The sequence below is a fragment of the Chitinophaga sp. YR627 genome (assembly GCF_900114995.1).
Taxonomy (GTDB): Bacteria; Bacteroidota; Bacteroidia; order Chitinophagales; family Chitinophagaceae; genus Chitinophaga.
Genome location: NZ_FOUX01000001.1, coordinates 2227312 through 2254258, shown reverse-complemented (window position 1 = coordinate 2254258; position 26947 = coordinate 2227312). Strand labels below are relative to the sequence as shown.

18 protein-coding genes are annotated in these 26947 nt (G+C 46.2%); 4 read left to right on the top strand and 14 right to left on the bottom strand.

Annotation, left to right across the window (positions count from 1 at the left end):
* Positions 1 to 27: 27 nt before the first annotated feature.
* The 3 genes from BMZ72_RS08375 to panC form a co-directional block, all read right to left on the bottom strand.
* Positions 28 to 1050 (bottom strand): lysylphosphatidylglycerol synthase transmembrane domain-containing protein, encoded by a 1023-nt coding sequence (locus tag BMZ72_RS08375; RefSeq protein ID WP_089807034.1) that lies wholly within the window; start codon positions 1048 to 1050, stop codon positions 28 to 30.
* A 28-nt stretch (positions 1051 to 1078) separates the two neighbouring features.
* Entirely contained in the window at positions 1079 to 1423 is a 345-nt protein-coding gene (gene panD / locus BMZ72_RS08370) for an aspartate 1-decarboxylase (RefSeq protein ID WP_012791323.1), read from the bottom strand.
* 144 nt (positions 1424 to 1567) lie between these two features.
* The gene (panC, locus tag BMZ72_RS08365; RefSeq protein WP_089807032.1) at positions 1568 to 2425 is read right to left on the bottom strand and encodes a pantoate--beta-alanine ligase; all 858 of its coding nucleotides are present in this window, start codon (positions 2423 to 2425) and stop codon (positions 1568 to 1570) included.
* A gap of 109 nt (positions 2426 to 2534) precedes the next feature.
* Here panC and BMZ72_RS08360 point away from each other — a divergent pair, with 109 nt between their 5' ends.
* The 4 genes from BMZ72_RS08360 to BMZ72_RS08345 all read left to right on the top strand — a co-directional run bounded on the left by BMZ72_RS08360 (position 2535) and on the right by BMZ72_RS08345 (position 6141).
* Positions 2535 to 3353, top strand: a complete 819-nt coding sequence (locus BMZ72_RS08360) for a glycogen/starch synthase (protein ID WP_012791325.1) — start codon at positions 2535 to 2537, stop codon at positions 3351 to 3353.
* Positions 3354 to 3535: 182 nt separating this feature from the next.
* The gene (metK, locus tag BMZ72_RS08355) at positions 3536 to 4789 is read left to right on the top strand and encodes a methionine adenosyltransferase (protein ID WP_089807030.1); all 1254 of its coding nucleotides are present in this window, start codon (positions 3536 to 3538) and stop codon (positions 4787 to 4789) included.
* 281 nt (positions 4790 to 5070) lie between these two features.
* Entirely contained in the window at positions 5071 to 5559 is a 489-nt protein-coding gene (locus BMZ72_RS08350; RefSeq protein WP_143087643.1) for a hypothetical protein, read from the top strand.
* Between the two features lie 6 nt (positions 5560 to 5565).
* Positions 5566 to 6141 carry a hypothetical protein gene (locus BMZ72_RS08345; RefSeq protein WP_089807025.1) on the top strand — a complete coding sequence of 192 codons (576 nt, stop codon included), beginning with the start codon at positions 5566 to 5568 and terminating at the stop codon, positions 6139 to 6141.
* 81 nt (positions 6142 to 6222) lie between these two features.
* On the opposite strand, the gene BMZ72_RS08340 is transcribed toward BMZ72_RS08345, so the two are convergent.
* The 11 genes from BMZ72_RS08340 to BMZ72_RS08290 form a co-directional block, all read right to left on the bottom strand.
* Entirely contained in the window at positions 6223 to 7923 is a 1701-nt protein-coding gene (locus BMZ72_RS08340; protein WP_089807023.1) for a GMC oxidoreductase, read from the bottom strand.
* 139 nt (positions 7924 to 8062) lie between these two features.
* Entirely contained in the window at positions 8063 to 8644 is a 582-nt protein-coding gene (locus tag BMZ72_RS08335) for a gluconate 2-dehydrogenase subunit 3 family protein (RefSeq protein WP_089807021.1), read from the bottom strand.
* Positions 8641 to 9423 (bottom strand): carboxylesterase family protein, encoded by a 783-nt coding sequence (locus tag BMZ72_RS08330; RefSeq protein ID WP_143087642.1) that lies wholly within the window; start codon positions 9421 to 9423, stop codon positions 8641 to 8643. The genes BMZ72_RS08335 and BMZ72_RS08330 overlap by 4 nt, the downstream gene beginning before the upstream one ends.
* Positions 9424 to 9426: 3 nt before the next feature.
* The gene (locus tag BMZ72_RS08325; protein ID WP_089807017.1) at positions 9427 to 10587 is read right to left on the bottom strand and encodes an acyltransferase family protein; all 1161 of its coding nucleotides are present in this window, start codon (positions 10585 to 10587) and stop codon (positions 9427 to 9429) included.
* The gene (locus BMZ72_RS08320; protein ID WP_089807015.1) at positions 10587 to 12266 is read right to left on the bottom strand and encodes a hypothetical protein; all 1680 of its coding nucleotides are present in this window, start codon (positions 12264 to 12266) and stop codon (positions 10587 to 10589) included. Before BMZ72_RS08320 ends, BMZ72_RS08325 begins: the two co-directional genes overlap by 1 nt.
* 15 nt (positions 12267 to 12281) lie before the next feature.
* Positions 12282 to 13010: a TolC family protein gene (locus tag BMZ72_RS08315; protein ID WP_089807013.1), complete on the bottom strand. Its 729-nt coding sequence runs from the start codon at positions 13008 to 13010 to the stop codon at positions 12282 to 12284.
* 6 nt (positions 13011 to 13016) lie between these two features.
* Positions 13017 to 14459, bottom strand: a complete 1443-nt coding sequence (locus BMZ72_RS08310; RefSeq protein ID WP_089807011.1) for an O-antigen ligase family protein — start codon at positions 14457 to 14459, stop codon at positions 13017 to 13019.
* A gap of 108 nt (positions 14460 to 14567) precedes the next feature.
* Positions 14568 to 15677: an acyltransferase family protein gene (locus tag BMZ72_RS08305; RefSeq protein WP_089807009.1), complete on the bottom strand. Its 1110-nt coding sequence runs from the start codon at positions 15675 to 15677 to the stop codon at positions 14568 to 14570.
* Between the two features lie 18 nt (positions 15678 to 15695).
* Positions 15696 to 17885 (bottom strand): exopolysaccharide transport family protein, encoded by a 2190-nt coding sequence (locus BMZ72_RS08300; protein WP_089807006.1) that lies wholly within the window; start codon positions 17883 to 17885, stop codon positions 15696 to 15698.
* Between the two features lie 81 nt (positions 17886 to 17966).
* Positions 17967 to 24965: a fibronectin type III domain-containing protein gene (locus BMZ72_RS08295; RefSeq protein ID WP_089807004.1), complete on the bottom strand. Its 6999-nt coding sequence runs from the start codon at positions 24963 to 24965 to the stop codon at positions 17967 to 17969.
* A gap of 370 nt (positions 24966 to 25335) precedes the next feature.
* Positions 25336 to 26526 carry a glycosyltransferase family 2 protein gene (locus BMZ72_RS08290; RefSeq protein ID WP_089807002.1) on the bottom strand — a complete coding sequence of 397 codons (1191 nt, stop codon included), beginning with the start codon at positions 26524 to 26526 and terminating at the stop codon, positions 25336 to 25338.
* Between the last annotated feature and the right edge of the window lie 421 nt (positions 26527 to 26947).

The following is a 26947-nucleotide window of genomic DNA, read 5'->3' as shown; positions in this document are numbered from 1 at the left end:
CTGATGGAGCTTCAGTGGCGCTAATTCCTAATTATTAACACCTAATTCTTTACTGCCCGTTGCTTCTTGTGGCTTATTCATCAACGGCAGCGCGATCAGACTCCCCAGTCCTACGATCAGTACCAGTAAAGTCTGTGCGGACCATACGATCCAGCCAAATGCATAAGCGGAAGTATCCAGTACGCCATACACCATCAGTGTACGTTGCACCAGGAACTGATAAGCGCCGGTACCGCCAGGGGTAACGATCATTCCTACACTACCGATGATCAGTACTGCAAGAGCAGCTTTTAATCCGAGGTAACGGGTTTCTTCCATACAGTAGAAACCCAGGTACATCATGGCGAAGTACATCGCCCAGATCAATATGGAATAGAAGATAAACCAGCCTTTCTTTTCCATTTTACCGATGGAGCGGATACCGTCCCATACGCCATGAGCCAGTGCACGGATCTTGATACCGATGCTGGAACGGGAGATCAGGCGGTAGCCGATAATGCCTAGCAGGATCACACCCACTGCAATTCCTGCGAGGATCAGCGAGCGGGAGCTGCCGGCAGTGCCCAGTTTGTTTTCGATAGGCAACCATATCTCGTTGAGAAACAGGCCACCTATGACGTCTATCTGGATGACTACGGTGATGACCATCAGGATCAGCAGCAGCAGCATATCGACTGCGCGTTCAGCGATCATGGTACCTACGAGTTTGTCAACCGGTATCTTCTCATACCGCGCTACGATGCCGCAACGGGTCACTTCGCCGAGACGGGGTACCGCCAGATTGGCCAGGTAACCGACCATGACAGCAAAGAAGGTATTCAGGGTACTGGGATGATAACCCAGTGGTTCCATGATCAGTTTCCAGCGTACGGCTCTGTACCAGTGACTGGCAATACCGACAATGATCACAGGGATCAGCAGCCAGTAGTTGGCGCGCTGCAGTGAACTGAAGATATCATCCTTTTCCTTATCAGTAAGATTATGTGTAACGAGCCAAACTAATCCCAGCCCAATGGCTAAAAAGCAGATAAACTTCAAAAATTTGGGCATAGTAATAGTAATTTTTTGGGATCAGCGGTTACAATTTATTATTTTCTTTCGGGAAAATGGCAATAGGAGTATGTTTTTTAGCCTCCTCAAAGTCCATAGATGCGTAAGAGATAATGATCACGATATCGCCAACCGCACAGAGGCGGGCAGCGGGGCCATTCATACAGACAACGCCGGAACCGCGTTTGCCTTTAATGATATAGGTTTCCAGGCGTTCTCCATTGTTCACGTTAACTACCTGTACTTTTTCGTATTCAATAACGTTCGCAGCGTCCATAAGATCTTCATCAATAGTAATGCTGCCTACGTATTGCAGGTTTGCTTCAGTGATAACTGCGCGGTGGATCTTACTTTTCAGTACTTCAATATGCATGTTAAATATATCCCACTCCTGTGGGTTCTAGTGTATCAGCAAAATTAGGGAAAAAATATAATACAGTGCTTAGGGCTCAGCAGACACATGGACTGTGGCTTGTTTTAGGCGGTGTACTGTATTAATTTCGCATGGATCAATGGATCAGTTGACCTGCATGTTATCTATCAGTCTGACACCGCTGCTTGTTTCCTTTGCGGCAACAACTGCATATAAAGGGTCTGTTCCCGGAGTGGAAGGGAAGCTGATGTTGCCATCCGGTTGTATAGATACCATTTCCAGATAGTCCACGTCGAAACCGTTACTTTCCAGTTCGCCGATACCCTGTGCGGAGAGTTCCTGCAATGGAGCATCGTGGATATGCTTCTTTATGCCATTCAGTGCCCGGGAGATATGGAGAGCGTTCTGTCTTTCGGTCGGATTGAGGCGAAGATTACGGCTGCTCATGGCCAGTCCGTCAGCTTCGCGTTTGGTAGGGCAGATGACCAGTTCCACATCCAGCTGGAGTAATTTGATCAAACGGTTGATAATCAGGCATTGCTGAAAATCTTTCTGCCCCATAAAGAGTTTATCGGGCTGTACCAGGCCCAGTAGTTTATGGACTACCTGACCAACGCCCTGGAAGTGCCCCGGACGGTGTGCACCTTCCAATACGGTTTCCAGTGGTCCAAACGCATAGTGCATTTCAGGCGCCAGTCCGTTAGGGTACATTTCCTGCACAGATGGCAGGAACAGCACATCGTTACCTGCGGCAGTCAGCAGGGTAACGTCCTGATCTATAGTAATCGGGTATTTTTCAAAATCGGCCGGATCATTAAACTGTGTAGGATTGACAAATATGCTGCAAACTACCAGATCGCTATTTTCTTTTGCCGCGGCGATAAGGGACAGGTGCCCTTCATGTAATGCCCCCATAGTAGGCACAAAACCAATACGTTTGCCTTCTTTCCTGGCTGTTGATAAAAGCCTTCCGAGATCGTCTTTCCGCTTGAACAGATACATAATTTATTGCTTAAAAGGATGTTAAAAGTGCCAATTTGTCTTTTCTTCCGTTAAAAATCCGTAATTTTGCAAACCAAATTAAAAATTACTGCATTAATATCAGCATTAGATGTCCACAAAGAAACGAATTCTTTTTATTGCTCAGGAAATGTCGCCGTATCTGGAATTAACAGATTATGCGAACATGGTCAATAAAATGGCAATTAAGTCCAATGAGTCCGGTCTGGAAGTGCGGGTGATCATGCCCCGGTTTGGCATTATCAACGAGAGAAGGCACCGGTTACACGAGGTGGTAAGACTGTCTGGCATTAACATTGTGATTGAGGGTGACGATTATCCATTGATTATCAAAGTAGCTTCTTTGCCGAACGCCCGTTTACAGGTCTATTTCCTGGATAACGAGGACTATTTCAAACGTAAGACCTTATTTACGGATGAAAACGAGCAGTTCTACGACGATAATGCAGCCCGTGCAGTATTTTTCTGTAAAGGAGCATTGGAAACGGTGAAGAAGTTCGGCTGGCCGCCTGACATCATTCACTGTAGCGGATGGATGACTTCGTTGATCCCTTTATATCTGAAGACTGCCTACAAGAAAGAACCGGTATTTGCCCACTCTAAAGTGGTTTACTCCATGGAGCCGAACAGCTTTAAGGAGAAACTCGGCGCCGGCTTCGTTAAAAAGGCAACCATCAGCACCCAGATCAAAGAAAAAGACCTGGAACTGTATAAAGAAGGTACCAACAGTGCACTGAACAGAGGCGCAGGTAAATACGCCGACGCAGTCATACTGGCCGGAGAAAAAACTGAAAAGAAAGTTGTAGATGAACTGAAGGCGGAAAAAGGCAAGATCATCCTTCCTTACAAAAAGGATAACGAAGACCTCGCTGACTACCTGCAGTTGTATACACAACTCCTCGGAAAATAACACTTACCATCAAATGATAAAGCCTCGTTAAAAACGAGGCTTTTTTTATTGGCAGAAAACTCATTCTCAAAGTTTTTTCCTATTTTTGGCGCGGTTTACCACTAAGCATACCACCAAAGTGCAAAAAAATGGTAAATTGTACTGAATCAATACTTATCTAAAAGCCGAAATTCAAAAAGTTTATGCCTTATTTATTTACCTCAGAATCAGTTTCCGAAGGCCATCCGGATAAAGTGGCCGATCAGATATCCGACGCATTGATAGATCATTTCCTTGCCTATGACGCAACTTCGAAAGTAGCTTGTGAGACATTGGTAACAACTGGTCAGGTGGTATTGGCCGGTGAAGTTAAATCTGAAGCTTACCTGGATGTGCAGGAAATTGCTCGTGAGGTAATCCGTAAGATCGGCTATACGAAGAGTGAATATATGTTCGAAGCGAACTCCTGTGGTATCTTCTCTGCTATCCATGAGCAGTCTCCGGATATCAACCAGGGCGTTGAACGTAAAAACCCGGAAGAACAGGGTGCTGGCGACCAGGGTATGATGTTCGGTTACGCTACCCGTGAAACTGAAAACTATATGCCGCTGGCACTCGATCTGGCACACAAACTGCTGATCGAACTGGCTGCTGTACGCCGCGAGAACAAAGAGATCGCTTACCTGCGCCCTGATGCTAAATCACAGGTAACTATCGAATATTCTGACGATAACAAACCTGTTCGTATAGATACTATCGTTATCTCTACCCAGCACGATGATTTCGATGCAGAAGGTAAGATGCTGGCGAAGATCAAGGAAGATATGATCAACATCCTGATCCCTCGTGTTAAAGCACAGCTGAAACCAGAATTACAGTCACTCTTCAACGATCAGATCACTTACCATATCAACCCAACCGGTAAATTCGTAATCGGTGGTCCTCACGGTGATACCGGTCTGACTGGCCGTAAGATCATCGTTGATACCTACGGTGGTAAAGGTGCGCACGGTGGTGGTGCATTCTCCGGTAAAGATCCTTCCAAAGTAGACCGCTCTGCAGCTTACGCTACCCGTCACATCGCTAAGAACCTGGTAGCTGCCGGTCTTTGCGATGAAGTACTGGTACAGGTTTCCTACGCAATCGGTGTTGCTAAACCATGTGGTCTGTTCATCGATACCCGCGGTACCGCTAAAGTTAATATGACTGATGGTGAGATCGCAAGAAAAGTAGAAGAGATCTTCGACCTGCGTCCATATGCTATCGAACAGCGTCTGAAACTGCGTAATCCTATCTATAGCGATACAGCAGCTTACGGTCACATGGGCCGCGACAGCAAAGTAGTAAGCAAAGTGTTCAACAAGGGTAAAAAGAACGAAAAGAAAGTAGAAGTAGAGCTGTTTACCTGGGAGAAACTCGACTACGTAGAAAAAGTAAAAGCTGCATTCGGACTGTAATCAGTCATAATGTACAAATTATAGGAAAGGCCGTTCACCATTGGTGTACGGCCTTTCTGTTTTACAGTATCTCTGTATCAGCACTGTTGAGTATAAGTACTTAATGTCTTATACTCATATTTTAGATATGTGATATATATCTGTTATCTTGCGGCTTAGTTAATAAATAAGGCTTACACTATAGTCATTTAACATTCATCCTTCATTACATAACGAAGGATGAACGAAGTAGAACTATAGTAAAACTAATGCCAGACAAAGAGAGGACAATACCCTATATCATGAAATACCTATTCCCCTTAACAGTCCTGTGTGGACTCCTTTCATTGCCATGTACGGCACAATCGGTTGACAAAGAAGCTGTTCCCGGACATTACATTTTCAAATCCCTGACCTTTGACGATCCTGTAGACATTAACAGAGATGGCAGATCATCCAGACAATTCGCTGATGAGGTGGACGCCTGTGCTATAGATATGGTGTACGAACTCAATGCCGATGGTACAGGTAAATACACCGTTGGTCAACAGGAGAAAGACTGTAAAAACAAACAGGAACGGGCGATCAGATGGAAGATCAGAAACGGCAAAGCAGGGGGGCCTGGCGCCGGAAAAACCTACCTGGTGATCAGTGATGCAGATGGCTTTGATCCGACGCCATTTGAGATCGTTAAACAGGCTAAAAACACGCTTGTGATCCGTGGTGAATTCAGAGACGGATCTGACTCTACTGCGTCCGCAGCACTCGAACTAAAGAAGAAAAAACCTTAATACACCATGATCAGACTGAATTTCCCGAAAGCTGCCCTGCTTGTACTTGCAATGGGCGCTGCTACCTGTGGCTTTGCACAGGGTAAATACAAACAGGATACAGACAAGATGGAGAAGATGTACAAACTGCTGGAGGTAAAACCCTCCGCAGAAAAGATGTACAGCTACAAAGAATGTTTTGTCCTGAGCGGAGATACCATTAAGAGCGTCAAAGATGCCGAAGCGGATGCTTACATGGCTTACATTAAATCCATCGATGTCTTTTCTGAAGATTATCTGAACGCTGAGAAAAAATGGTTCAATGGTATCCGTAAAGACATCAGTAAAAATGGCTTCAGCCTGGAGAAGATCGAAGATAAATACTACGGTGAAAATCCGGATGCAGTGAAAGAAGAGTTGAAATTACGCAGGAACGTTGCAGGTTACTACTTTGCCCGTTATTTTGGCGGTATCAAGAGAGGCGGTCACTGTGTGTTTAAGTCTACCTTCACCAAAGCCGGTTATGATATGAAGATCGCTGCTACGCATATTGGGGAGGACTGGTATATTGACTGGATCAGACAAGGTAAAGATCGTAATTAGTATAAAAGCAGAAGGTGTATCAGTATGATACACCTTCATTTTTCGTGCTTGTGGGCGGTTTATCAATAAGTAGTTACGTTCTTAAATATTCCCTGCTTTCAGCGCTTTCACGGCAAAATCACAGGCTCTTGCTGTCAACGCCATATAAGTCAGCGAAGGGTTCTGACATGCAGAAGAGGTCATACAGCTGCCATCTGTGATAAAGACATTCTTTACATCATGCAGCTGGTTATTTCGGTTGAGCACAGATGTTTTCGGATCATATCCCATACGCGCCGTCCCCATTTCGTGCACACATTCACCTCCGACATAGTTATAGTCAAACCCTGAAATATTGGAGAATCCACCTGCTTCCAGCATTTCCATGGCACTTGTCTGCATATCCTTCCGCATCGCTTTTTCATTGTCTCGGATACTGAAAGCGATCTTCGCCTGCGGTAGTCCCCATTTATCTTTCAGTGTCGGATCCAGTGTCACCCGGTTGTCGGCGTAAGGCAGTGTTTCTCCCCAGGCGCCCAGCCAGAAGGCCCATTTACCGGGACGGGTGAATTTTTCTTTGAATGACTTTCCGAACCCATCTTCTGTAAGACCTGTATACATCCAGCCTTCGCGTTCTCCGTATCCCTGGTAACCAAAACCGCGTACGTAATCGCTTTTGGACGATGCTGCGTCCAGATTACGGAAGCGGGGTATATAGATACCTGTCGGCCTTCTTCCTTCATAATAGCGGTCTTCCATTCCATGGTAATCGCCCATAGCGCCTACCTTGAAGTGATGATCCATGAGGTGTCTGCCTACCAGGTCATTGTTGTTGCCTAATCCCTGCGGGAATTCAGCTGAAGTGGATTGCAGCAGTATAGATGCCGATCCGATGGTAGAGGCATTCAGGAAGATGATCTTCGCATAGAAATCGATCACTTCTCTGGTCTCTGCATCGATGACTCTCACACCGCTGGCCCGTCCTTTTTCCTTATCGTACAGTATTTCTGCCACGATAGAAAAGGGGCGGAGCGTCATATTACTTGTGGCAGCAGCTGCCGGCAGTGTAGCCGCATTACTGCTGAAATATCCACCGAAAGGACATCCCCGGTTGCACAGGTTACGGTACTGACAAGGAGTACGTCCATTCCAGCCTCTGGTAAGATTGGCGACGCGTCCGATGGTCACACAACGTCCGTCAAAACGTTGTTTTACCTGTTCCCGGAAATGCTTCTCAAGGATATTCATTTCCATGGGAGGGAGGAAGTCTCCGTCCGGCAACTGAGCAAGCCCTTCGGCTTGTCCGCTGATACCGGCAAACTGCTCCACATAACTGTACCAGGGCGCCAGGTCCTTATAACGGATTGGCCAGTCAACACCGTGACCGTCTTTACCGTTGGCTTCAAAATCAAGGTCACTCAGCCGGTAACTCTGACGTCCCCAGGTAAGGGAACGTCCGCCAACCTGATAGCCCCTGATCCAGTGGAAGGGCTTTTCCTGTACATAAGGATGGTCCTTATCGCGTACAAAAAAATGCCTGTTTCCTTCGTCATACTCCGCGCTCTGGATCGGATCCTCTTCGCGGTCTTTTTCTGTGTTCATGCCGCCATGGGTAAATTCCCAGGGCATTTTCAGGGTAGTCGGGTAGTCCTTTACATGTTCTACGTTGCGACCTCTTTCAAGTACAAGGGTTTTCAGCCCCTGCTGGCATAGTTCTTTAGCCGCCCAGCCGCCGCTGATGCCTGATCCTATGACAATGGCATCATACGTGCGCAGCTGTGCGCTTTTCGTATTCAGATTCATGACCGTGGTGTTTACATGTCCCCGTTTTCGTTGCAATTAATCTTCCCGGCGACTAAGCATAATATTGACCCTGATACCGGTATAGGTTTACAGCTATTCTCTTAGACTTGCAGGGATAATTACAATTTTAAATTCCTTTTTATTCAGTAGCCCAGGCTCTCTGCCCGGGTTTAAGTACGACTGATCCTGTATAATGGCCTGGTACATAATCATAGGCAAGGCCGTGTGTAGCGCCTTCCATAGAGGTACAATAACCGATGACCGTATACTTTTTCATGATAACGAAGAAAGAATCTCCCAGTACTTTGTGAGAGATCTTTCCTGCAATGCCCTTGTAGGGTCTGTCCCTTTTTTCAAAATGGGCGGCTACGGCCTCCCGCTGTTCCGCTGTACAACGTGCAAATGCCTGTTGGTAGTGATTTCTTGCGTAGGTGTCAACTTCTTCCAGTCCTTCGATAAATCTGTTCTGTTCTTTTTTAGGTGTACAGTCTTTTACCATCCTGATAATAAAGGGCGTAATGCCTGCAGCTTTCGCGCCGGGTGTATCCGTTGCAGGGATAATTGTTTCCGCCAGTTCGGTGATCAGTTCGCGGTAAGCATCCAGCTGGAGTTTGTCCAATGCCGGAGTGCCGTATAAACTACGCAGTCTGATACCCGCCCAGGCGGCTGCACCGGCTCCGGAGAGCAGCAGCAGACTACCGATGGCTTTTCTTCTGTTCATTTTTTACGCTTGAATTGCAGCATCCATTCATAGATGCTCATGTTGTCAATACTGTCCCTGTAAGCAGGGTCATAGAACTCATGCCAGCCAGTATGCCCTTTATCGTGTTTTGTGAGCTTTACAAGCCCTTTCTGATAGTGGTTGGTACTATCTATGCATCGCTGGCTGTTTTCGAGAAATTGCGGCTCCGCAGTGCCTGCAAAGTACCATGCATGTACGCCTGCATCAGTTACCAGTTTGAACTTACCGTAATTTTCCGGATACATCGGGGCCGGAGACATAGGTACAGTGGCTGCGATACGGGATGTCAGGTGTTTGGTATCTGTCATGGACATCAGTGTACACCATCCGCCTGCGCTGTACCCTGTCAGGTAAATGCGCGAAGAATCGATGGGATACTTCTTCAGTACATCATTCAGAATAAACTCCAGCTGTGGCGGATTGATACCCCAGCTCTCTGCAAGTGGCGCCAGTACGACAAATTTGTACAGCTTACCATCTGTTTTATTAACCGCCTGAATTTTACGGCCTTCCTTAATCTGACGGGGAATGCCTTCCCGGAAGAGTTTGGAAATGTCGTGACCTGCAATACTTCTGCCATGAAAGCAGATGATCAGTGGATATTTTTCCTTTGCACTTCCCTGCGGAACGTGCAGTAAAGCCGGCACTTTGTGCCATTCATCGGTCGGGACTGTGATCTCCCTGAAATCGCCCAGGGGACCAGGGGCGCCTGCCATTGTCAGGACAATCAACAGGGCCAGGATTAATACTCGTTTCATCATTTAGTGTTTTGTACTCAGTGTGCTTGCCTTTACCGGTGTGTTGCCGGTAGTGAACTTATCTTTAAGTTGAATAAATCGTTGTTCTATCAGGTGAAAGCTGAGTAGCGCAAAAGCATATACGATCGGAATATCCACGAGGAATAACCAGTACTTGTTGCTTTCGCTGACAGGGATCCATCTTTCTACCAGCTGCGTTTGTATGACCCAATGCAAAATGTACATACCGTAGGAGACCTTCCCGATGGAAACCAGGATGTTGTTCTCCAGTATCCTTTTTATAAAATTGCCTGCAAAGCTGCTATAGCTGGAAACCAGCAGCAGGATCAGTGAGGCAGCACAGAGATTCAGCACAGTATAATACCATACATGCTGATAGCTGTTGATATCACCAAAATTGTAACCCATGGAAGTAGGCAGAGAATGACCGTGACTTTCAGTAAAGTAGTTAGTCAGTCCGGCAAACAGGGCAAGGGCACAACCCAGCACAAACAGCCATTCCGGACGTTTGATACGGTCTTTCAGACTTAATAGCGGAATCGCCATTCCGGTGAAGAAGGCATCCAGGTGACTGAAGGGAAACCAGTAAATGACGTCGAAAACCTCAAAAGTGGTCTTACCGATTTGCGCCAGGTAATTACCAAATGACCAGCGGAAAACAGGGCCTGCTATCAGCACCGCTACCAGTAAGGCGCGTAGTGAAGATCGGGACAGCAGGAAGATGACAAATGGGAAGAACAGGTAAAACTGCTCTTCTACACATAGCGACCAGAAATGCGTGTATACAGGGCTTTCATGCCAGCTGTTCGCAATCCTGGTCAGGTTGAAAGTATAGGAATATAAATAGGGCAGGTCGTGGAAATATCCGGGAGGAAAAGCCGTAAAGAGGCAGATAATTACAAATACGGTGAGATAGATGTAATACAGCGGGAAGATGCGCAGGCTTCTCCTGATCCAGAATTTTTTGAGGCGTTGGGGTAATGGGGCCGGTCTTTCTTTCTCTTTCAGTAAGATACTGCTGATAAGAAATCCCGACAGCACAAAGAAAAGCTGTACACCCATCCAGCCAAAGCGGATGATACCGAAATGGAAAGCCATTACCAGTAATATGGCGATGGCACGGATGCCGTCCAGACTTTTAATATAATTTGGCTGTGTTTGCATTATTGCTCAATGGGATAATAGGTGACTGTTACGCTTGGTGGCAGCAATGGTTTATATGCCGCCAGTTTGTTGTATAGCGAAGTGGCCTCCGCAGGATCTACTGCATAAAAGAATACTTCATCTCCTCCACAGATCACATTATTCGTGATCTTCCAGGAGGCTACTTTCTTCCATTGTTGCAGCAGCTTGCTGTCAAACCAGGTATCGTATACGACCGCTATCTTCACTTTTTCCTTTTCGCTGAATTGTTGTAAGAACTCCGGAGAATACTGTCCATGCAGCTTTCCCGCGGCGACTTCATTATTGCCCAGACCCCAGAGGTCCAGTATTTTATTATTGGATAGATAACTGACTGCGCCTACATCATTCGCTGCGATCGCTGTATGCTGATAACTGCTGTGCAGGAATGTACCCATCTGGAACTGCTGCTCATAGATGTTACCTGCTGCTGCCGGTAGATTATGAAAAGCACCCAGCGCCCTGAATGGTAAAGGTGCACAGAGGAATAATAACAGAAATGCACCGACTGCCTTTTCCAGCAGTGAGTAGGTTCTTGCGGCGTTCTTTAGTTGTAATACGAAGTAGTATAACAGGATCGCTACAACTGTCAGGTCCAGTGCCACGAGATACGCCTCATAACGGAACAGCCAGCCAACTGCCGCCAGTGCCATATGCAGGAAAGTGTTCACCAGCGGAATACACGCCAGTTGTTTCACTTTACCGATTGTATTGACATTGTCTGCATTCGGACGGAGTACCAGTATCAACGCAGGGATGATCAGCAACAACCTTACTACAGTCGTACCGGAAAGAGAAGAAGAACCTTCGGGATAATAACGGTTCGTAAAGATGTTAACCATGGTATTATTCCCGTAAAGCAGTTTATAGATCAGGATCTCCTGTATACTGCTCATCAGCTGGGAACCACCGCCTGTCAGTTTACTGGCTTTAAGCAATACTGAGTTGGGCAGGAAATAACCACCATGCTGTACGGAAATATAACCGAAGATGATCAGCGGTACCAGCGATAATACAAGTACAACACCTGTCTGTTGCCAGCGTCTGTTATAGATACCCGCTACCACCACACCTGCCAGCAGGAAGAGGGATTCGAAACGTGCCAGTATGGCCAGTCCGGATATCAGTGAAAGCAGCAATACCTGGTTACGGGTTGTATTATCAGGCTGCAGGAACGGAACGGACAGATACAACATCCAAATAGCCAGAAAGGCATGCAGCATATGTTCCATACCGCTGGCCACCATTACCGGAATGGGTATCAGGATAACGAGGGCGAGCAGGGTAATACATCTTACCGGCGCACTCAGACTGAAGCGCTGTAATAAGCGATCTGTCATATAAACCAGCAGGAATGCAAAACATACGTTGATGTAAAAAGGCATCCAGATGCTGTTGATACCAGCTTTAAAAAAGGCGGCCAGTATCAGGGTATACAAAGGGGAAGAACTGGCTGCACTGAACTCCTGTGCATTGATACCCCATACGCCATGCAATGCAAAATTCTTTGCGATCGCCATGTGAATGAAAGTATCGTCCAGCGGGTAACAGAAATGGCCACCCGTATGCGCCAGTACCTGGCGACAGGCAACTGCCAGCACTACTGTCAGGAACAGTAGTGTGGCAATAACCGGGTAGTGTTTTTGAAAATAATATCTCATTGTCGGGAATTACGCTTATTTACTGAAGGTGCGTGCCTGTGCCTGTAAAACAGCTTCTTCAAAGCTTATACCGATCAGTTTTTCAATTTCGATCTTTGCCTGTCTGATATCTCTCTCCAGCATCACCTTTCTCACCATCTCCTCATTGTAGCTTCTGTAAGCGATGTTCAGTGTTTCTACACTTACATCTTTATCTCCGGCAGAGAATTTTTCCTCTGTTTGTTTGTAGTGATTGTACACATCCTCCAGCAGCGGTACAGAAAGCTCCATCATTTTTTTGTTGGCAGCATACAGTTCGTATGCATTCAGTACATCTGCTTTTAGTTTCAGTTTGTCTTCCTCTTTCATATTGATGATCACTTTCTTCTCAGCCCTGGCGATCTTCACATCATTAGGGATAGAGATCAGACTACCAATAGGTACTGTCAGCGAGAAGTTGTACCTCGGAAAGAACGTAGCGTTGTTACTGTTGTTCTTCAGTGTGTACTCGTTGAGGTTACCGGATGCCTGTAACATATTGAGCCATCCTGCTTTTGCTTTGTTGGTCTCGTACTTATTCACTTTCAGTTTTGCATCATGCACTTTCAGTCCGGGGTTCTGCATGGCAAGCTCCACCAATACTACTTTCAGTTGTGCTACTTCGGGGGAATCGATCAGAGGGATATAAAGGCTTGTTTCTCTTCTCTGCGCGTTGGCGAACAGACAACCAAGCAAGCCAATAATAACGAAAAGTCCCTTTTTCATACTTTGTTATTTAGATTTTGAAAGATTATACTTTACTTTAATTGATATGCCGAGAATGGCATTGAGAAATATTGAGGATTCAACCAGGCCGGCTGCTTCCTGCGCATATTGCGCTACAAGGATAGCATACAGTACCGCAGCGATGCCTATTAATAAAAGCTTATTGACTTCATGTTCTTCCCGGAAGTAATTCTTCACGGCATAGTGGACGCCCATATACGTATAGAGACACACGATGATCAATCCTATCCAGCCCAGTTCGAGTACCGCACGCAGATATCCACTGTCCGGCTGTAATCCTGCAAGACGGTGTCCGGGATTATAGGTCACGCCATCATTACCTACGGTCATCACACCGCCACCAATAGGGTGGGAGTACATATAGGGTTGGATACCGTGTCTGTTCACATCACGGAGGTTCAGGGACTCATCCTGACTACCCATAAAAGCCGTACGAAAACGGATGATGGTCGGGTTGCTATAGAACGGTCCGAACAGCAGCGCCAGCATCCCAAAGGTGAAGATGGCAGCTGCGATCAGGGTATTCCTGTTGTGCAGGTTTACCAGGAAGAAGAGCAATAGTCCGACAGGCAGCATCACATACGCAGTACGCGTACCGGAATATCCCAGTGCCAGGATATGTACAATGATCATGAAGATCAGGATCAGCTTTTTTGGGAAACTGATAACAGCCTGTTTAGCGGTTAGCAGTACAATACAGATGATCGTACTACAAGCCATCAATACACCGAAAGCGGCAGGATCGGCCATGAAGGAAAAGATCCTTGCACGACCCTGGATCATCACCGTCTTGAACTTGTCAGGGTTCATCGCGATATATGCTCTTTCAAATGGCAGCAGTCCGACTGCCTGTTGCAGACAGCCATATAGTGCAGCGGCTGTTGTCAGTGCAAGCCAGAACTTAAAGAACTTATAGATATCATTCCAGCCGGTCAGCACCTTCATGGTGATGAACAGAAAGAGGAAGTTACGGATGTAAACCCTGATAAAGATGAACCAGCCCTGGATAGAGTACATACTAGGGTTAAAGACCTGTATCAGCATATAAGCTGTGTACAGGTATAACACGAGTAAGAGCGGATCCTTAAAAAACTCTACGTTTGATTTCTCTTTGTTCTTCTTGTCGAAGATAGCGCCTGCCAGTACCAGCAGGAGAAAGAGGTCCATTACGACGCCTACCGGCATGGTCGTTTTGGCCATTCTTTCCGGTACGTGTATGATAAAGGAAATGACGATATAGAAATAATAACCCAGACGGAAATTGATCGCGCTGACTACTGCAAAGCCCAAACCAATGATGGCAGCAAACAGCGCAATGCTGAATTTTGCATCGATGGAAGATATATAGGCAATAGCCGGTACGGCGATCACCCATAACAGGATGAACAGGTATATTACGGTATTTCTCTTAGTCTGCTGACTGTACATAATAATCGAATACTTTAAAAAAACATGATCTTCAGGAATAGCATTATCATCGTAAGTGCTACAAAAAGCAGCAACATGCTCTCGTGAAAGGCGCTGCTGATACCCGGTTTATATTTCTTTTTTACGGCCATTGATGAAGGCGTTTTTCGGTGTTGCCACCGTTTGCGGATTATAAGGCGGCGCGGTAAAGGGGCCTGTGAACAGGAATCCCAGTCTGAGCCGCATACATAATCTGTAAACGATGATTGAGAAAAAGATTGCGATAAAGATCAATAGTAACAATGTGATCACTATGTGCTGCCTCATTGGGGTGGCGATCATAAAGTATCTGATCACCGAAACGATCGGCACGTGCAGCAGATAGATATATAGTGAGTAATGCCCGAACGTTTTCAGAATAGGCATTGCCTTATACTTCGCTAGCTGAAAAGACAGCATGATAGTAAATAGGCTGCCTACCAGTGCTATCCCTGTATAAAGAAACAGATTCATTTGCTGATGATGCAGGAAATAATACTGGCACACTGCGAAAACAGGAAGCAATATTAGCAATCCGTATGCCGAAGACAGTTTATCCTGTGTTTTTTCAGAGAAAAAATAGCTTGCTGTGAGGTTACCAATACAGAAAAAGATGTAGTGTAAGGCAATATCATACAGTGTGCTGATACTGTTTACAAGAGGGGCAATGGCAAGCAAGGCCAGGGATACAAGCACCTGGGCAAATTTATCGTAGCGGAAAAGCTTTGCTACCAGCAGATACAGTAAGGTTACATTGAATAATGCGAATAAATACCATAACTGGTCAAGATGGCGGGGTTGTATCAGAATATTCAGGTAATCGGCGCCTGTACGATGGGCGTTAACAACTGACGAGAAAAGTATTTGCAGGGAGATCTGGATGAATGCCCACAGCAGATAGGGATACAACAATGTATTGACACGGGTAATGAAAAAGCCGGTTTCTCCTTTCCGGGCTATGCTTCTTTCGAAGAACAGCCCGGAGAGAAAGAAAAACAGGGGCATACGGAAGCTGTAGAACATGTTGTTGCCGTCAATGAGCCATTGAGGCACGACAACACCGCTGCCCTTCAGTCCGAAGACGACATGCCTGTATACGACCAGGATGATGGCTATGCCCTTGGCATAGTCAATCCACCCCAGCCGGTTGGCTTCGGGAGGTTTAAAGTTGAATAGTTCCTTAAAGGTGAAGCTTTGCATTTTTGGGTAAACTTTTGGTTATAATTCGAGGTATTCTTCCTGTACGTTATTAAGTACGGCTCCCACGAATTTATCACCAAGTGTCTCAAAAAATTGTGTGGATTCACGATCTATCTGGGTTAGGGACAACTTGGACGAAAACACAGCGATTACACCATCCACGTATTGCGCCAGCTCTTTACTGTCGGTATAGTCGTTGAGCGGAGCGCCTTCCAGCAGGATGAAATCATAATGATGTGTGAGGAAGGGGAGGTAGTTTAAGAGATTGTTTTTCGGCAATATTTCTGATGGGGTATAGTCTCCACCCTTACAGCCGATCACTTCAATACCAGATACTGCATAGGTTGTTACAATTTCCTTCACCTTGTCTATACTCAGTTCTGTTGGCGGTACAGAGAATGATTCCAGTGTTGGCGCAGCTTCCATTTGTACAGTGATATCATTGTTACAGAAGTTGGTATCAATAACCAGTACATTCTTGTTACTCAGACTTAGGCTGTATGCCAGCGCCTGCGTCAGCGTCGTTTTACCCTGACGGGATTCGGTACTGGTGATCAGGAATGACTTTTTACCGCTGCTTTCTACTTCATAGCGCAGCTTACGCAGCAGTTCACGGAATGTGTTCTGACGTTGTTTGGTTGTCTTATCAGGCAATGTCGTGCGCTGTAATACTTCCAGGATGCTGTATTTATTGAGGTCAGCATGGTTTACACTGCTGATCAGACGAAGATCCAGGTGTTTTTCGAATACAGAAGGCGACTTCAGGGAACCATCCAGGAATTCCAGCAGCAATACGATAAAGGATGTCAGCAGGAAAACAGAAATACCTGCCATACCCATAATGATCACGCGTTTGGAAGATTCCGGTTTGAAGGCCGGCTGACCTTTTAATACCTGTTTGAAGTTAAGGTCAGGCGTAGTCTGGTTGTCCTGTGCCGCATTCAGTTTTTCCTTGAGTTTATTGTACTCTTCCTGTGCCATGTCCACTTCTGACTGTAAGCTACTTACGGTCGCTTCTTTGTTGGCATAGGAACCTACTGAACCTCTTAGTTTGTATATCTGGCTCTGGAGATTTTTCATGTTCATTCTTGAAGCATTTTGCTGTGCTTCCAGATTAGCTTTCTCCTGAATAAGCGCCTCTTTGGTTGTAGCGCTTTGTGTACCGGAGGAGGAAGCACCCAGTTTCTTTTGCAGTTGTGAGCGCAGGCCTGCCAGTTTGGTACGCATTGCATCATCATTCCCTCCTTTCTGGGTGAGGTCTTCGTTCAGATCATTGATCTGTTTACGCAGATCGATGATCTCGCTGTTGTTGTTGGTATAAACATTTTTACCAGAGTTGGCAGCAAGCAGACGGCTGTTTACACTTTCAAGGGAAGAAGTGATCGTGTTATAGTTTGCCTGTTCATCAGACAATCCTTTTTCAAACTGTTTGATCAGGTCCAGTTCGTTTCCGCTGGCTGTTTCAACGTTCAGTAGTCCTTCAGATGCTTTATAGGCACGCAGCGCTTCTACTTTCTTATCCAGTTCGGCTTTCTTTTGTACTGCCAGCTGATCGAAAGATTCTACGCTTTCCACAGATCTTTCCGAGCGCATACTTCTGTAATAACGTATGAACTCGCGATATACGGTATTGACAGTGAAAGCAGCCTGTTCTGGGTTTTCTGCAGTATAGACGATCTCGAGGAAATCGGTGCGTTGTACACGACCCGCATTCAGATGTTTGCGGATGGCTTCGTAGTCATATCCGTAAAGCTTGAGGTATCCAAGAATATCACGCTCTACGGGATTATAAGAAGAAAGGACCTGCAATGAATCCAGCTTGTTACGCAGGATGGTTACGGCAGCCTGTTTGTCAACCTTCTGATAGGCTTCTGACTTCAGGTCTTTCTCCTCTAGCTGTACGTATGGTTTGGTCGTTGTCAGATCATGAAGTAACAGATTATAAGACAGCATACCGATCACCACCGGTGAGTTGATGGTTTCGATCACGTTGTCAAATTTTACGTCTGCTTCAAATATGTTCACATTCTCGTCACGGAGTTTCACCTGGTCGTTAGTGGTAAATCCGGTAGCTATCTGGGTTACTGAGGCATACATACGGGGTTTGCCGAGGGTAAAAACAAACGCGGCAACAATGGCGATGATGGTACTTACGATGATCCACCATTTCTTTTTCAGCAGGGCTTTAACGAAATATATTATATCCATATTAATTGTAATTATTTAACATCTGTATCGTGCAAAAAAATCCGGTTGACCCGGATCTTTTTGGGAGAAAACTGGTAAAGCTTAATGCTTTACCAGTTTAACCATCTTGGTTTCTCCATTCTTACCGCTGATGCGGAGCAGGTAGAGACCAGGAGCACTAATCCTTGAACCGGTATTAATGCGCAGGGTGCTGTTGCCTGCAGGAACGGAGCCCTTATAATCTGAGTACATCAGTCGGCCAGCCATGTCGAAGATCTCTATTCTTACTGCTGTTTCAGCCTTCAGTACTATATCAACGTTAAATTGATTGTCAAATGGATTCGGATAAACCTTGGTGTCTCCGAAGTCAGCGGTCTTGTTGATCAGGGCTACAGCAGGAGCGGAAACTGCTACTGTGTTGTCGCTGAGTCTTGCACCCTGTGACTGTGGATCAACCGGACCAGCATCATTCTGTGTAGCCGGATCGAGGTGACCTCTGATGGTCAGGGCAGCGATCAGACCGTAGCGGGATGTTGCGGTACCCGGATCAACGTCGATGTGGATCTTACCATTTGCATCAGGAGAGATATCTCTGATGGTTACTACACCGCTCTTGTTCATAGAAGCATTCAGTAATGCCATCTGTGTACCATTTACTGTGTACTTACCAGTGATGTCTTCCCACTCAACAGAGCTACCGAAGAATACCAGGTCATATTTCAGGGTCTGGTTCAGTCCGGTGATGTTGAAGTCTGCGTGGTTACCAGGGAACAGACCATAGTTTTCAACCATTACGTTATCAGGATAAACACCACTGTTGTTGCCAGTGTTCATACCTGCGGAATACATACCATCGAAGTTTTCCAGGATGGTGATGCCGATGCCGGTTGTGTTGCTCAGTCCGTCCTTCATATTGCTGATAACCGTACCAGACTGTGGACGCATACCTGTGTTGTTCCATGGGGTAGGGGCCACCAGCAGTTCGCTGAAGTTCACCTGTACGCTGAAACCAGGGGTAGTTGCTGCTGCCGCGTTACTGTAATCGGAGTTACCGACCAGACTTGTAGCACGCACCTTATAGTAGTATTTCTGGTTTACGCTCAGGTTATTGTCAGTGTAAGTTACGGTATTTGCTGCGAGTGTTGCCACCTGGCTGTAGCTGCCACCGGAAACGGCGCGCCATACCTGATAACCTGTTTCGTTGTTTGCTCTGTCAGCCCAATCCAGTCTGATTGATTTCGCGCCGGTTGCTCCTGCACGGAGGTTCAGCGGATTCACTACCGGTGTCTGAACAGCGTCGTATTCTTCCAGCACCAGTGCGTTCATGTACATGTAGTAGCCTCCCTGGGTTTTGTTCACCAGAATGTTGATCTCGCCATTGGCGTTTGGCGTTACACCATTGATCTGTTTAGTCAGAGAGGTGTTATATGCCGGATCAATTACCACACTGTCAGTGCCGATGGTGAATCTTGCCCTGGCAGCTACACCGAAGTTCAGACTACTAAAGAACACAACATTATAACGTTTCGCATTGTTCAAACCCGACAGTCTTACTGTGTGGGTAATGTTTCTGCTGTCATATACCGCAGAGCGCATTACGTCATCCGGATAGATACCGGAGTTGTCATAAGTGCTCATACCGGCAGCAGTAGCATCATTTTCCCAGTTTTCAACAAATGTCATGTTGATACCGGTAGCAAAACCTGATTCATCCAGTGCGTTGGTAAATCTTGTACCTGCGTATGGGAATCCTGCCACATTGTTCCATGGAGCCGGAGCCGGATTGCTGGAGGAGAAGTCGAAGTAGATGCTCTTTGTATTCTTGTCTGAAACAAGCACATTAAAGGTACTGCTGGACGCTGCGCCCTGGTTGTCTGTCGCTGTCAGGGTGACTGCATAGCTACCCAGGTTGTTGGCGCTTGGGTTGAAGCTGAAGGTACCGGAACCATTGCCATTATCGGTGAAGTTACCAAAGGCAGGCAGGCCGCTTACAGTCAGCGTTACGGTATTACCCAGATCGCCCTGTGCCTGTACATTGAACTGTGCGGATGCATCAGCTTTCAGTTTAATGTCAGCGATATCATTGATATGTGGCGGTTTAACCGGAACATTCACACCTGCGATGTTGCTGTAACCAGTAGATACGCCAGCTGAATTGGAAGCACTGATCTTGTAGTAATAGTGGGTATTACCATGTACGGTGCTGTCTACATAAGCATTGGCAGTTGCACTATTCAGGCTGCCCAGCAGGCTGTATGTGCCAAGACTGTCTGTAGCACGGTGTACTCTGTAGCCGGTAGCATTGTATGCTATATTAGTCCAGTTCAGGGATACATTACCATTTGCTTCTGTAGCGGAAAGGTCTTTAGGAGCAGCCGGTACGGTACCGTCGTCCAGGATGGCGTTCACCTCGATAGCGCCCAGGTAACCTACCTGTGTACCATTGGCAACTGCCATGTTGAAGTTGATCTCACCGGAAGCATTTGGAGAGATATTATCAAAATTGGCGGTAACAGTAGTATTACCCTGTACATTGATCGGCTTGCTTACGCCATTCATGGTGAATATTGTAGTACCGTTGTTCGCCTGTACAGACCATGAGCTACCCGCAAAGAACTTGAAGGAGTATTTTCTGCCGGCGTCGAGGCCAGTCAGTTTACCGTTAATTGAGTTATCGGAATTGAAGATACCAGGGTAAGAACCGAAGAAGTAATATTCTCTCAGCACTACGTCAGGGTAGACACCGCTGTTGTTACCGGTAACAGCGCCTTCGTTCCAGGAGTACCAGTTGCCGGTCAGTAACTGCAGACCAACATTGGTGGTTTCGCCTTTGTCATTTTTCAGGTTGCTGGTTGACACCGTGGTGATGTTGTTCCATGGCGCCGGTGCATCTGTCTGATGTTTGAAGCGAACGAAGAATTTATAGTTTGGATCCTTATCAGCGATGGTAACGGTGAAAGTTTTGTTGTCAGTACCGCCATTACCGTCTACGATTGCCACTTTCACGGTGTACACACCTGCATCTGCATAACCAGGATTGATGTTCAGGGTAGCAGTGCGGTTGTTACCGGAGATAGAAATGAATGAGGGCAGAGATACACCAGACCATGTGAGCGCGTCTGACGCATTCTGATCAGCAGCTGCAAGCGATAGCTGCTGAACGTCGCCCTCATTCAAGGAAACGTTGGCAATTGAGGTTATGATAGGGCTGTAATTGTCATTGATGGTCAGGTTGAACGTAACAGTGTCCTTACCGCCAAATGCGTCTGTCGCGATCACTGCCAGGTTAGGGTAGCTACCCTGCAGACCGGCGTTCGGTGTTACTTTCAGGAAGGAACCCTGTGCATCGGAAGCAAGTGTTACAAAAGAAGGCAGATTAGCGCCGGACAGGGTGATCGCATCTTCATCCGGATCAGTTGCTACAACCGGGATACGTGTTTCCACATCATAGCGGGCTGACTGGTTAGCGATGTCCTGGATCACCGGACGATTATTACCGGTAGTAGCCGTTGCGTTGGAAGAGTAACCTGAGTTACCACCGTCGCCTTTTGCACGTACACGGTATACATACTGCTGATTTGCATACAGCGCTGTATCAATATAAGTGTTGGTGCCGGCGATGACGGTATCAAGGCTCTTCACTGTTACGAAAGTATTGCTGGTACCGAAGGAACGCTGAATATCGAATCCTTTGGTATTTGCGTCATTATTGGTATTGGTCCAGGTCAGTGTGATGCTGGATGCAGATGCTGCATTTGCCGCGATATTTGAAGGCGTAGCAGGAGCTGCAGGCAGTGTTGGTGTTACCACACTGTAGAATGGCAGGTTCTGGGCCGCTAACTGACTGATTTCAGCCTGTGTCAGTGCCTGACCGATAATGGCCACATTATCCATGTTACCTCTGTAGAAGGTACCTGTGGAGTTAAATGCGTTGGTACCATTGTTTGAACCCAGACGGGAGTTGTTGGTAGTTGTACCTACAGAACTGTAGCTGGTGTTCAGGGTGCCTGCCAGGTCACCGTTCAGATACATGCGGAGTACACCGGTGCTGCCGCTGCCGGAGAATACCAGTGCCACATGCGTCCAGTTGGTACTGGTGAAGGCAGTAGAGATCTGTGTACGAACGTTATTATTAGCGATACCAGCTTCCAGTTTATTGACATTGATACGCAGTGCCAGACCGTTGTCGCTGCCACCCATATCCAGGATGATGCGGTTATTGTCTGTTACTGTCGGCTTGATCCACATAGATACTGTACGGCCGCTGAATGCGTCGTGCAGGAAGCCGCTGCTGCTACCACCGATGGTAACATAAGCGCTGGTGCCATTGAACACGGCTGCGTGTGTACCCTCTATCTCATCAGTAGTGGTGTAGGTCAGTGCGTTGGCAGTACCATTATTAGCATTGATACTGATATCGGATGCGGCGTTGTTGAACGGATATACAGCCAGCCATGGATAACCGGTGGACTGTGCAGATTCGCCGAACTGACCAATCGCGCGTACTTTATAGTAATAGCGCGTATTTGCCGCAACATTATTATCAACCAGGGAAGTTGTATTCGCATTTGCTTTTCCTATTACGGAATAAGTACCGGTAGCGGTGTTGCTGCGATACAGCTCGAAGCCTGTTTCATTATTGCTATTGTCGGTCCAGCTCAGATTTACTTTATTGAAGGCAGTAGCGGTAGCACCGAATATTACGGGAGCAGTTGGTGCGCTACCCGCCATAGTCAGGGTATCGCCCAGATACTGGTCAGGAATATTGGTAAGGCTGTTAATGTTCAGCGCTGTTGATCTCCAGCGGATGTTCATTGCCTGACCACCGGTACCCTGGAAGTAAGCGGCAGTGATCGGATATACACCTGCGTTCAGGGTCATGGCATTGCTGCTTACCTGTGTCGTACCGTGTGCACCGTCGTTGTTTACAGTAGAAGCACCACTGAAGCTGTAAGGGATGTTCACCCACAGTTTACTACCGTCATCAGAGTTGGTACCGAAGTAGTAGGTACCGGAAACGGGGATGGTGATGAAACCTGTCCACATGATCGCGTAGTTGGTTTCTCTGTTCCTTACAGTAATATCTGTATTTGCAGATCTGCCCGTTTCAAGCGGTGTCAGGTTGCTGAAGTTAGGCAGGTTGGAATAAGTGCCTTCGTAGTATTTGTACGCCAGACCTTTATTCACGGTAGCAGCAGTTACCTGGTTGCTAGGCGCAGAGAGGTTACCCGCCGCATCTCTTGCTACTACGTAGAAGTTGTACACTTTTCTGTCGGTCAGACCGTAGGTCACCATGGTGAGCTGCGTGCCATCAACCGAATAAGCTTTTGCATTATTTACATAGATATCATATCCGGCAATGCCTACATCGTCAGTAGCAGCAGTCCAGCTGAGTGAAACGGAGCTGGTAGTAGTGGAGGTCACTAACAGGTTTTGCGGAGCAGTTGGTTTCACACCGTCGGTCTGGGTAGTACCAGATGCTTCGGTAGAAACAGGACCTGCGCCGTTCGCATTTACGGGACGGATAACATAATAATATTTCGTGTTAGATGCTAATCCATTGTCATTGAACACCAGTACATCGGCGGCAACTTTTCCTACCAGTTTATAGTTACTGCCAGGAGTAGTAGTGCGGTAGATTTCAAAACCGGTTTCATTGTTCTGTGGATTTGCCTTATCTGTCCAGTTGAGTGTCAGCTGTGTCTGTGAAACAGAAGTCACAGTAGCACCGCCTACTGCATCCGGCAGGTTAGTGCCAGCAGCAGCAATTACTTTATAAGGACTGGAGAAGCTGCTTGCGCAACCAAATTGTTCAGTCACACGTGCGATATACTGACCTACGCCAACAGTCAGGGTGTTGGTATTACCCAGGCTGGTGGTGCCACCTACTGTTCGCCATTCGTAAGAAGCGTAACCAGCAGGGAGTTTCAGTGTAACGGTGGTGCTGCCATCCGGAGCTGGCAATACATTGGTGGCAAGACTGTCTATAGAGATAGGCGGCGTTACAGTAGCCGTCTTTGTCTTAATAACGAGTGGGGTAGGGGAGAACTCTGACCATGCGCCATTAGTTGTCCTTCTTACTCTTACAGCATAACTACCGAGTGAATTAACGGTAATACTGTTGCCGGTAGCGTTAGGGATGGTAGTGCCGTCTTTCTGCCATTCGTATGCGGAGAAACCTGGAGGGATACCAATTACCAGGTTGAAGGTTTCGCCGGGACAGAATTCAGAACGACCAGTGAGTGGCCATGGATTCAATACATTTGCCCTGTTCATGAATGGAACAAAGTCTGGTTCCGCCCAGGCGGTGTTCCAGGTACCATGTCCAAGATTGGGATAAAGGGTATATTTAAGATCAGCGCCTGCGTTCTGATAGGCTGTAATAACTGTATTCGCGGTATAAGGAGCGGGTGCATTGTCCAAACCTCCCTGGAAGTACCATAAGGAGGTAAATTTGAGCTTATTAATGTTGTCAGTTGTGGCGTCGCCATTGGCAATACCGCTCATTGGCATTACACCGGCAAAATATTGTGGATAGCGTTCTGAGAATGCCCAGGAACCGTAACCACCGGCAGAGAGACCATTTACCAGTACTCTGTTGAGGTCACCTTTTACCTGAACTGATAAGCTGTCCAGTAATTCTTTAATGATGTCAAACTGGCCATTACCCCAGTTGCCATCAGCAGTTTGTCCATAAAAGAGGAATCCGTCAAAGTTGCCATTATCCGTTTGGGTTTCGAAGTTCTGGCCACCGTGCAGGAGCTGGTATTCGTTGTCATAAACGCTACCACCTTCACCACGGCCGTGAAGGAAAACGAAGATCGGGTACTTCTTTCCGTCAGCAACATTATGTTGATAGGTCTTAGGAAATTTGAGACGGAAGTTAAGTCCCTTGTAAATGTAACATTTGAAGTCGGAGGTATTCCAACCCATACGGGTGGTTTTAACCCACTTCCCGATGCGGCCGAAAGCGGGCGCTGTAGGAGGTGCGGCTGAGTTGTACACAACAATGGGGTCTGCAGGGTTCAAGGCTTGCTGCGCATGAGCCGTACCTGCAAAGAGCATCAGAATGCCGATAAGTAAGTGTACAGTTCTTTTCATAAAAGAATTATAAATTATTGGACAATCGGGGTTTAACCCGGTAATTAGCCGAACAGAAAATAATAACCCAAAGCACGTAGTGCAGGTCAGATCAGAGGAGATGGTAAAATTAGAATGGAGCAGACGAGAAATCGGTCAACTCTCAAGATTGGCTTTTATGTAGGATGAGGTTAGGAATTATATCACACTATGAAGCTCTCTTACGTCGATAGATAAGGAATAAGCCTAGTGTACTCGGTTCAAGTTCCAAAAGTAAGTGTATATTTTAACAGTTGGATACTTTTTTAGTGAAAATCTGTTTTTTGACGGTGAATGATATAAATACGTTCGTGAAACAAAAAAACTCAACAGTAAGTGTAAAAGTTACACGTTAGCCCACTGTGAGCTGCCGTTGCGAACGGTCCCATACGGCGGACTGTTTTTTTCTCAGAAAACGGCCGAAACCCTGATACACAGCTACATTCATAAAGACAAAATAAAAAGGAATATAGAATAATTTACTCTTTACCTGCTTTTTGGCCAGCACATATCCTACTAAAGCCATGCCATAAAAACCAACTTGTGCTACCAGAAATAACCAATATACGAAAGATCCTCCTACGGCACAGAGGATGATATTAGTTAGCAGTGCTAACAACAGGCATAATGGAGCGGCCGTCCAGCGGGATACCCGGTGCGACACATATTGCCAGGTGATTTTTGGATAACGGAAGAAATTCAGGAGGTCCAGTAAACGGCTCATAGACTGAAAACCGCCAGCTGCGATGCGCACTTTACGTTTATATTCATCTTCCAGGGAGGCGGAAGGCGTTTCCTGTGCATAGGCATCAGGCGCATAGGCAACGCGGTATCCCTTCTTATTAATACCGAAAGAGATCATAAAGTCATCCAGGATCGTATCTGCCGGAATATCTTCATATAAAGCGGTACGTACGGCAAACAGTTCGCCGGCAGCACCCATTACACTATATAACTCGGCATCCCATTTTTTCAGCAGGGACTCATATTTCCAGTACATGCCTTCACCAGCGCCTTCGGCTTCTGCCTGGTCAGCCACGAGTATTTTTTTCTCGCCTGCTACGGCACCGGTCTTTTCATCTTTAAAATGACGCATCAGGCAAAGCGCGACATCTTTATTTAATAAGGTGTTGGCATCAGAGAAAACCACAAATGGGGTCTTTACATGTTTCATGGCGCGGTTCACCGCCATGGTCTTACCTTTACGCTCTGGTTCGTAGAGCAGCGTGATACGCGGGTAACTCCTTATTATATTATTGGTCTCATCGGAAGAACCATCTGTTACAAAGATGATCTGCATTTTTTCTTCCGGATAATTCAATGAAAGTGTGTTCAGGATCTTTTCCCTTATAAAGGCCGCTTCATTATAAGCAGCCACCATAAATGTTACTTCAGGAGTAAAAGGTGTATCGTCTCCAATATGTTGGATTTTTACGAAATAACGACGTATCTTAATTACTATATATAGTAATATTCCATAGCCTACATAGCTATAGCAAACAAGAAAAATACTGCACCAGAAAATCAGTGAGATCACAGTCATAGATCAATGTAGTTAAGGGGTACTCGGAGCGCCTGTAGCGTGTTTACATAACAATCCCATATGGGTATCCGGAGCAAAAGTAGAATAATTGTGCAGTATTTTCTCAGCAGTGCATATAACATTTTAAAAAATAATTCCCTGACCAGCAGGAATATCCGTTTACGATAATTTATAGTGCATTCACCCAATAAAAGCCACCGTTTACGAAAAACATATGGCGAAATGAATAAAGTATTATATTTTTACATCGTTGTTGTATAAACAAACAATTAAGAAAATTTTAGCGCTTGCACTTTATCAATTACTTTTGTACTTTAGTGTAAGTATTTTGAGAAACCATATTTGAGTCATTTCTTTCATATCCCCTGAGAAACTGTTTTTAGTTCCATAAAACCTTATCCAATTTAAAGCCAACGAAGAT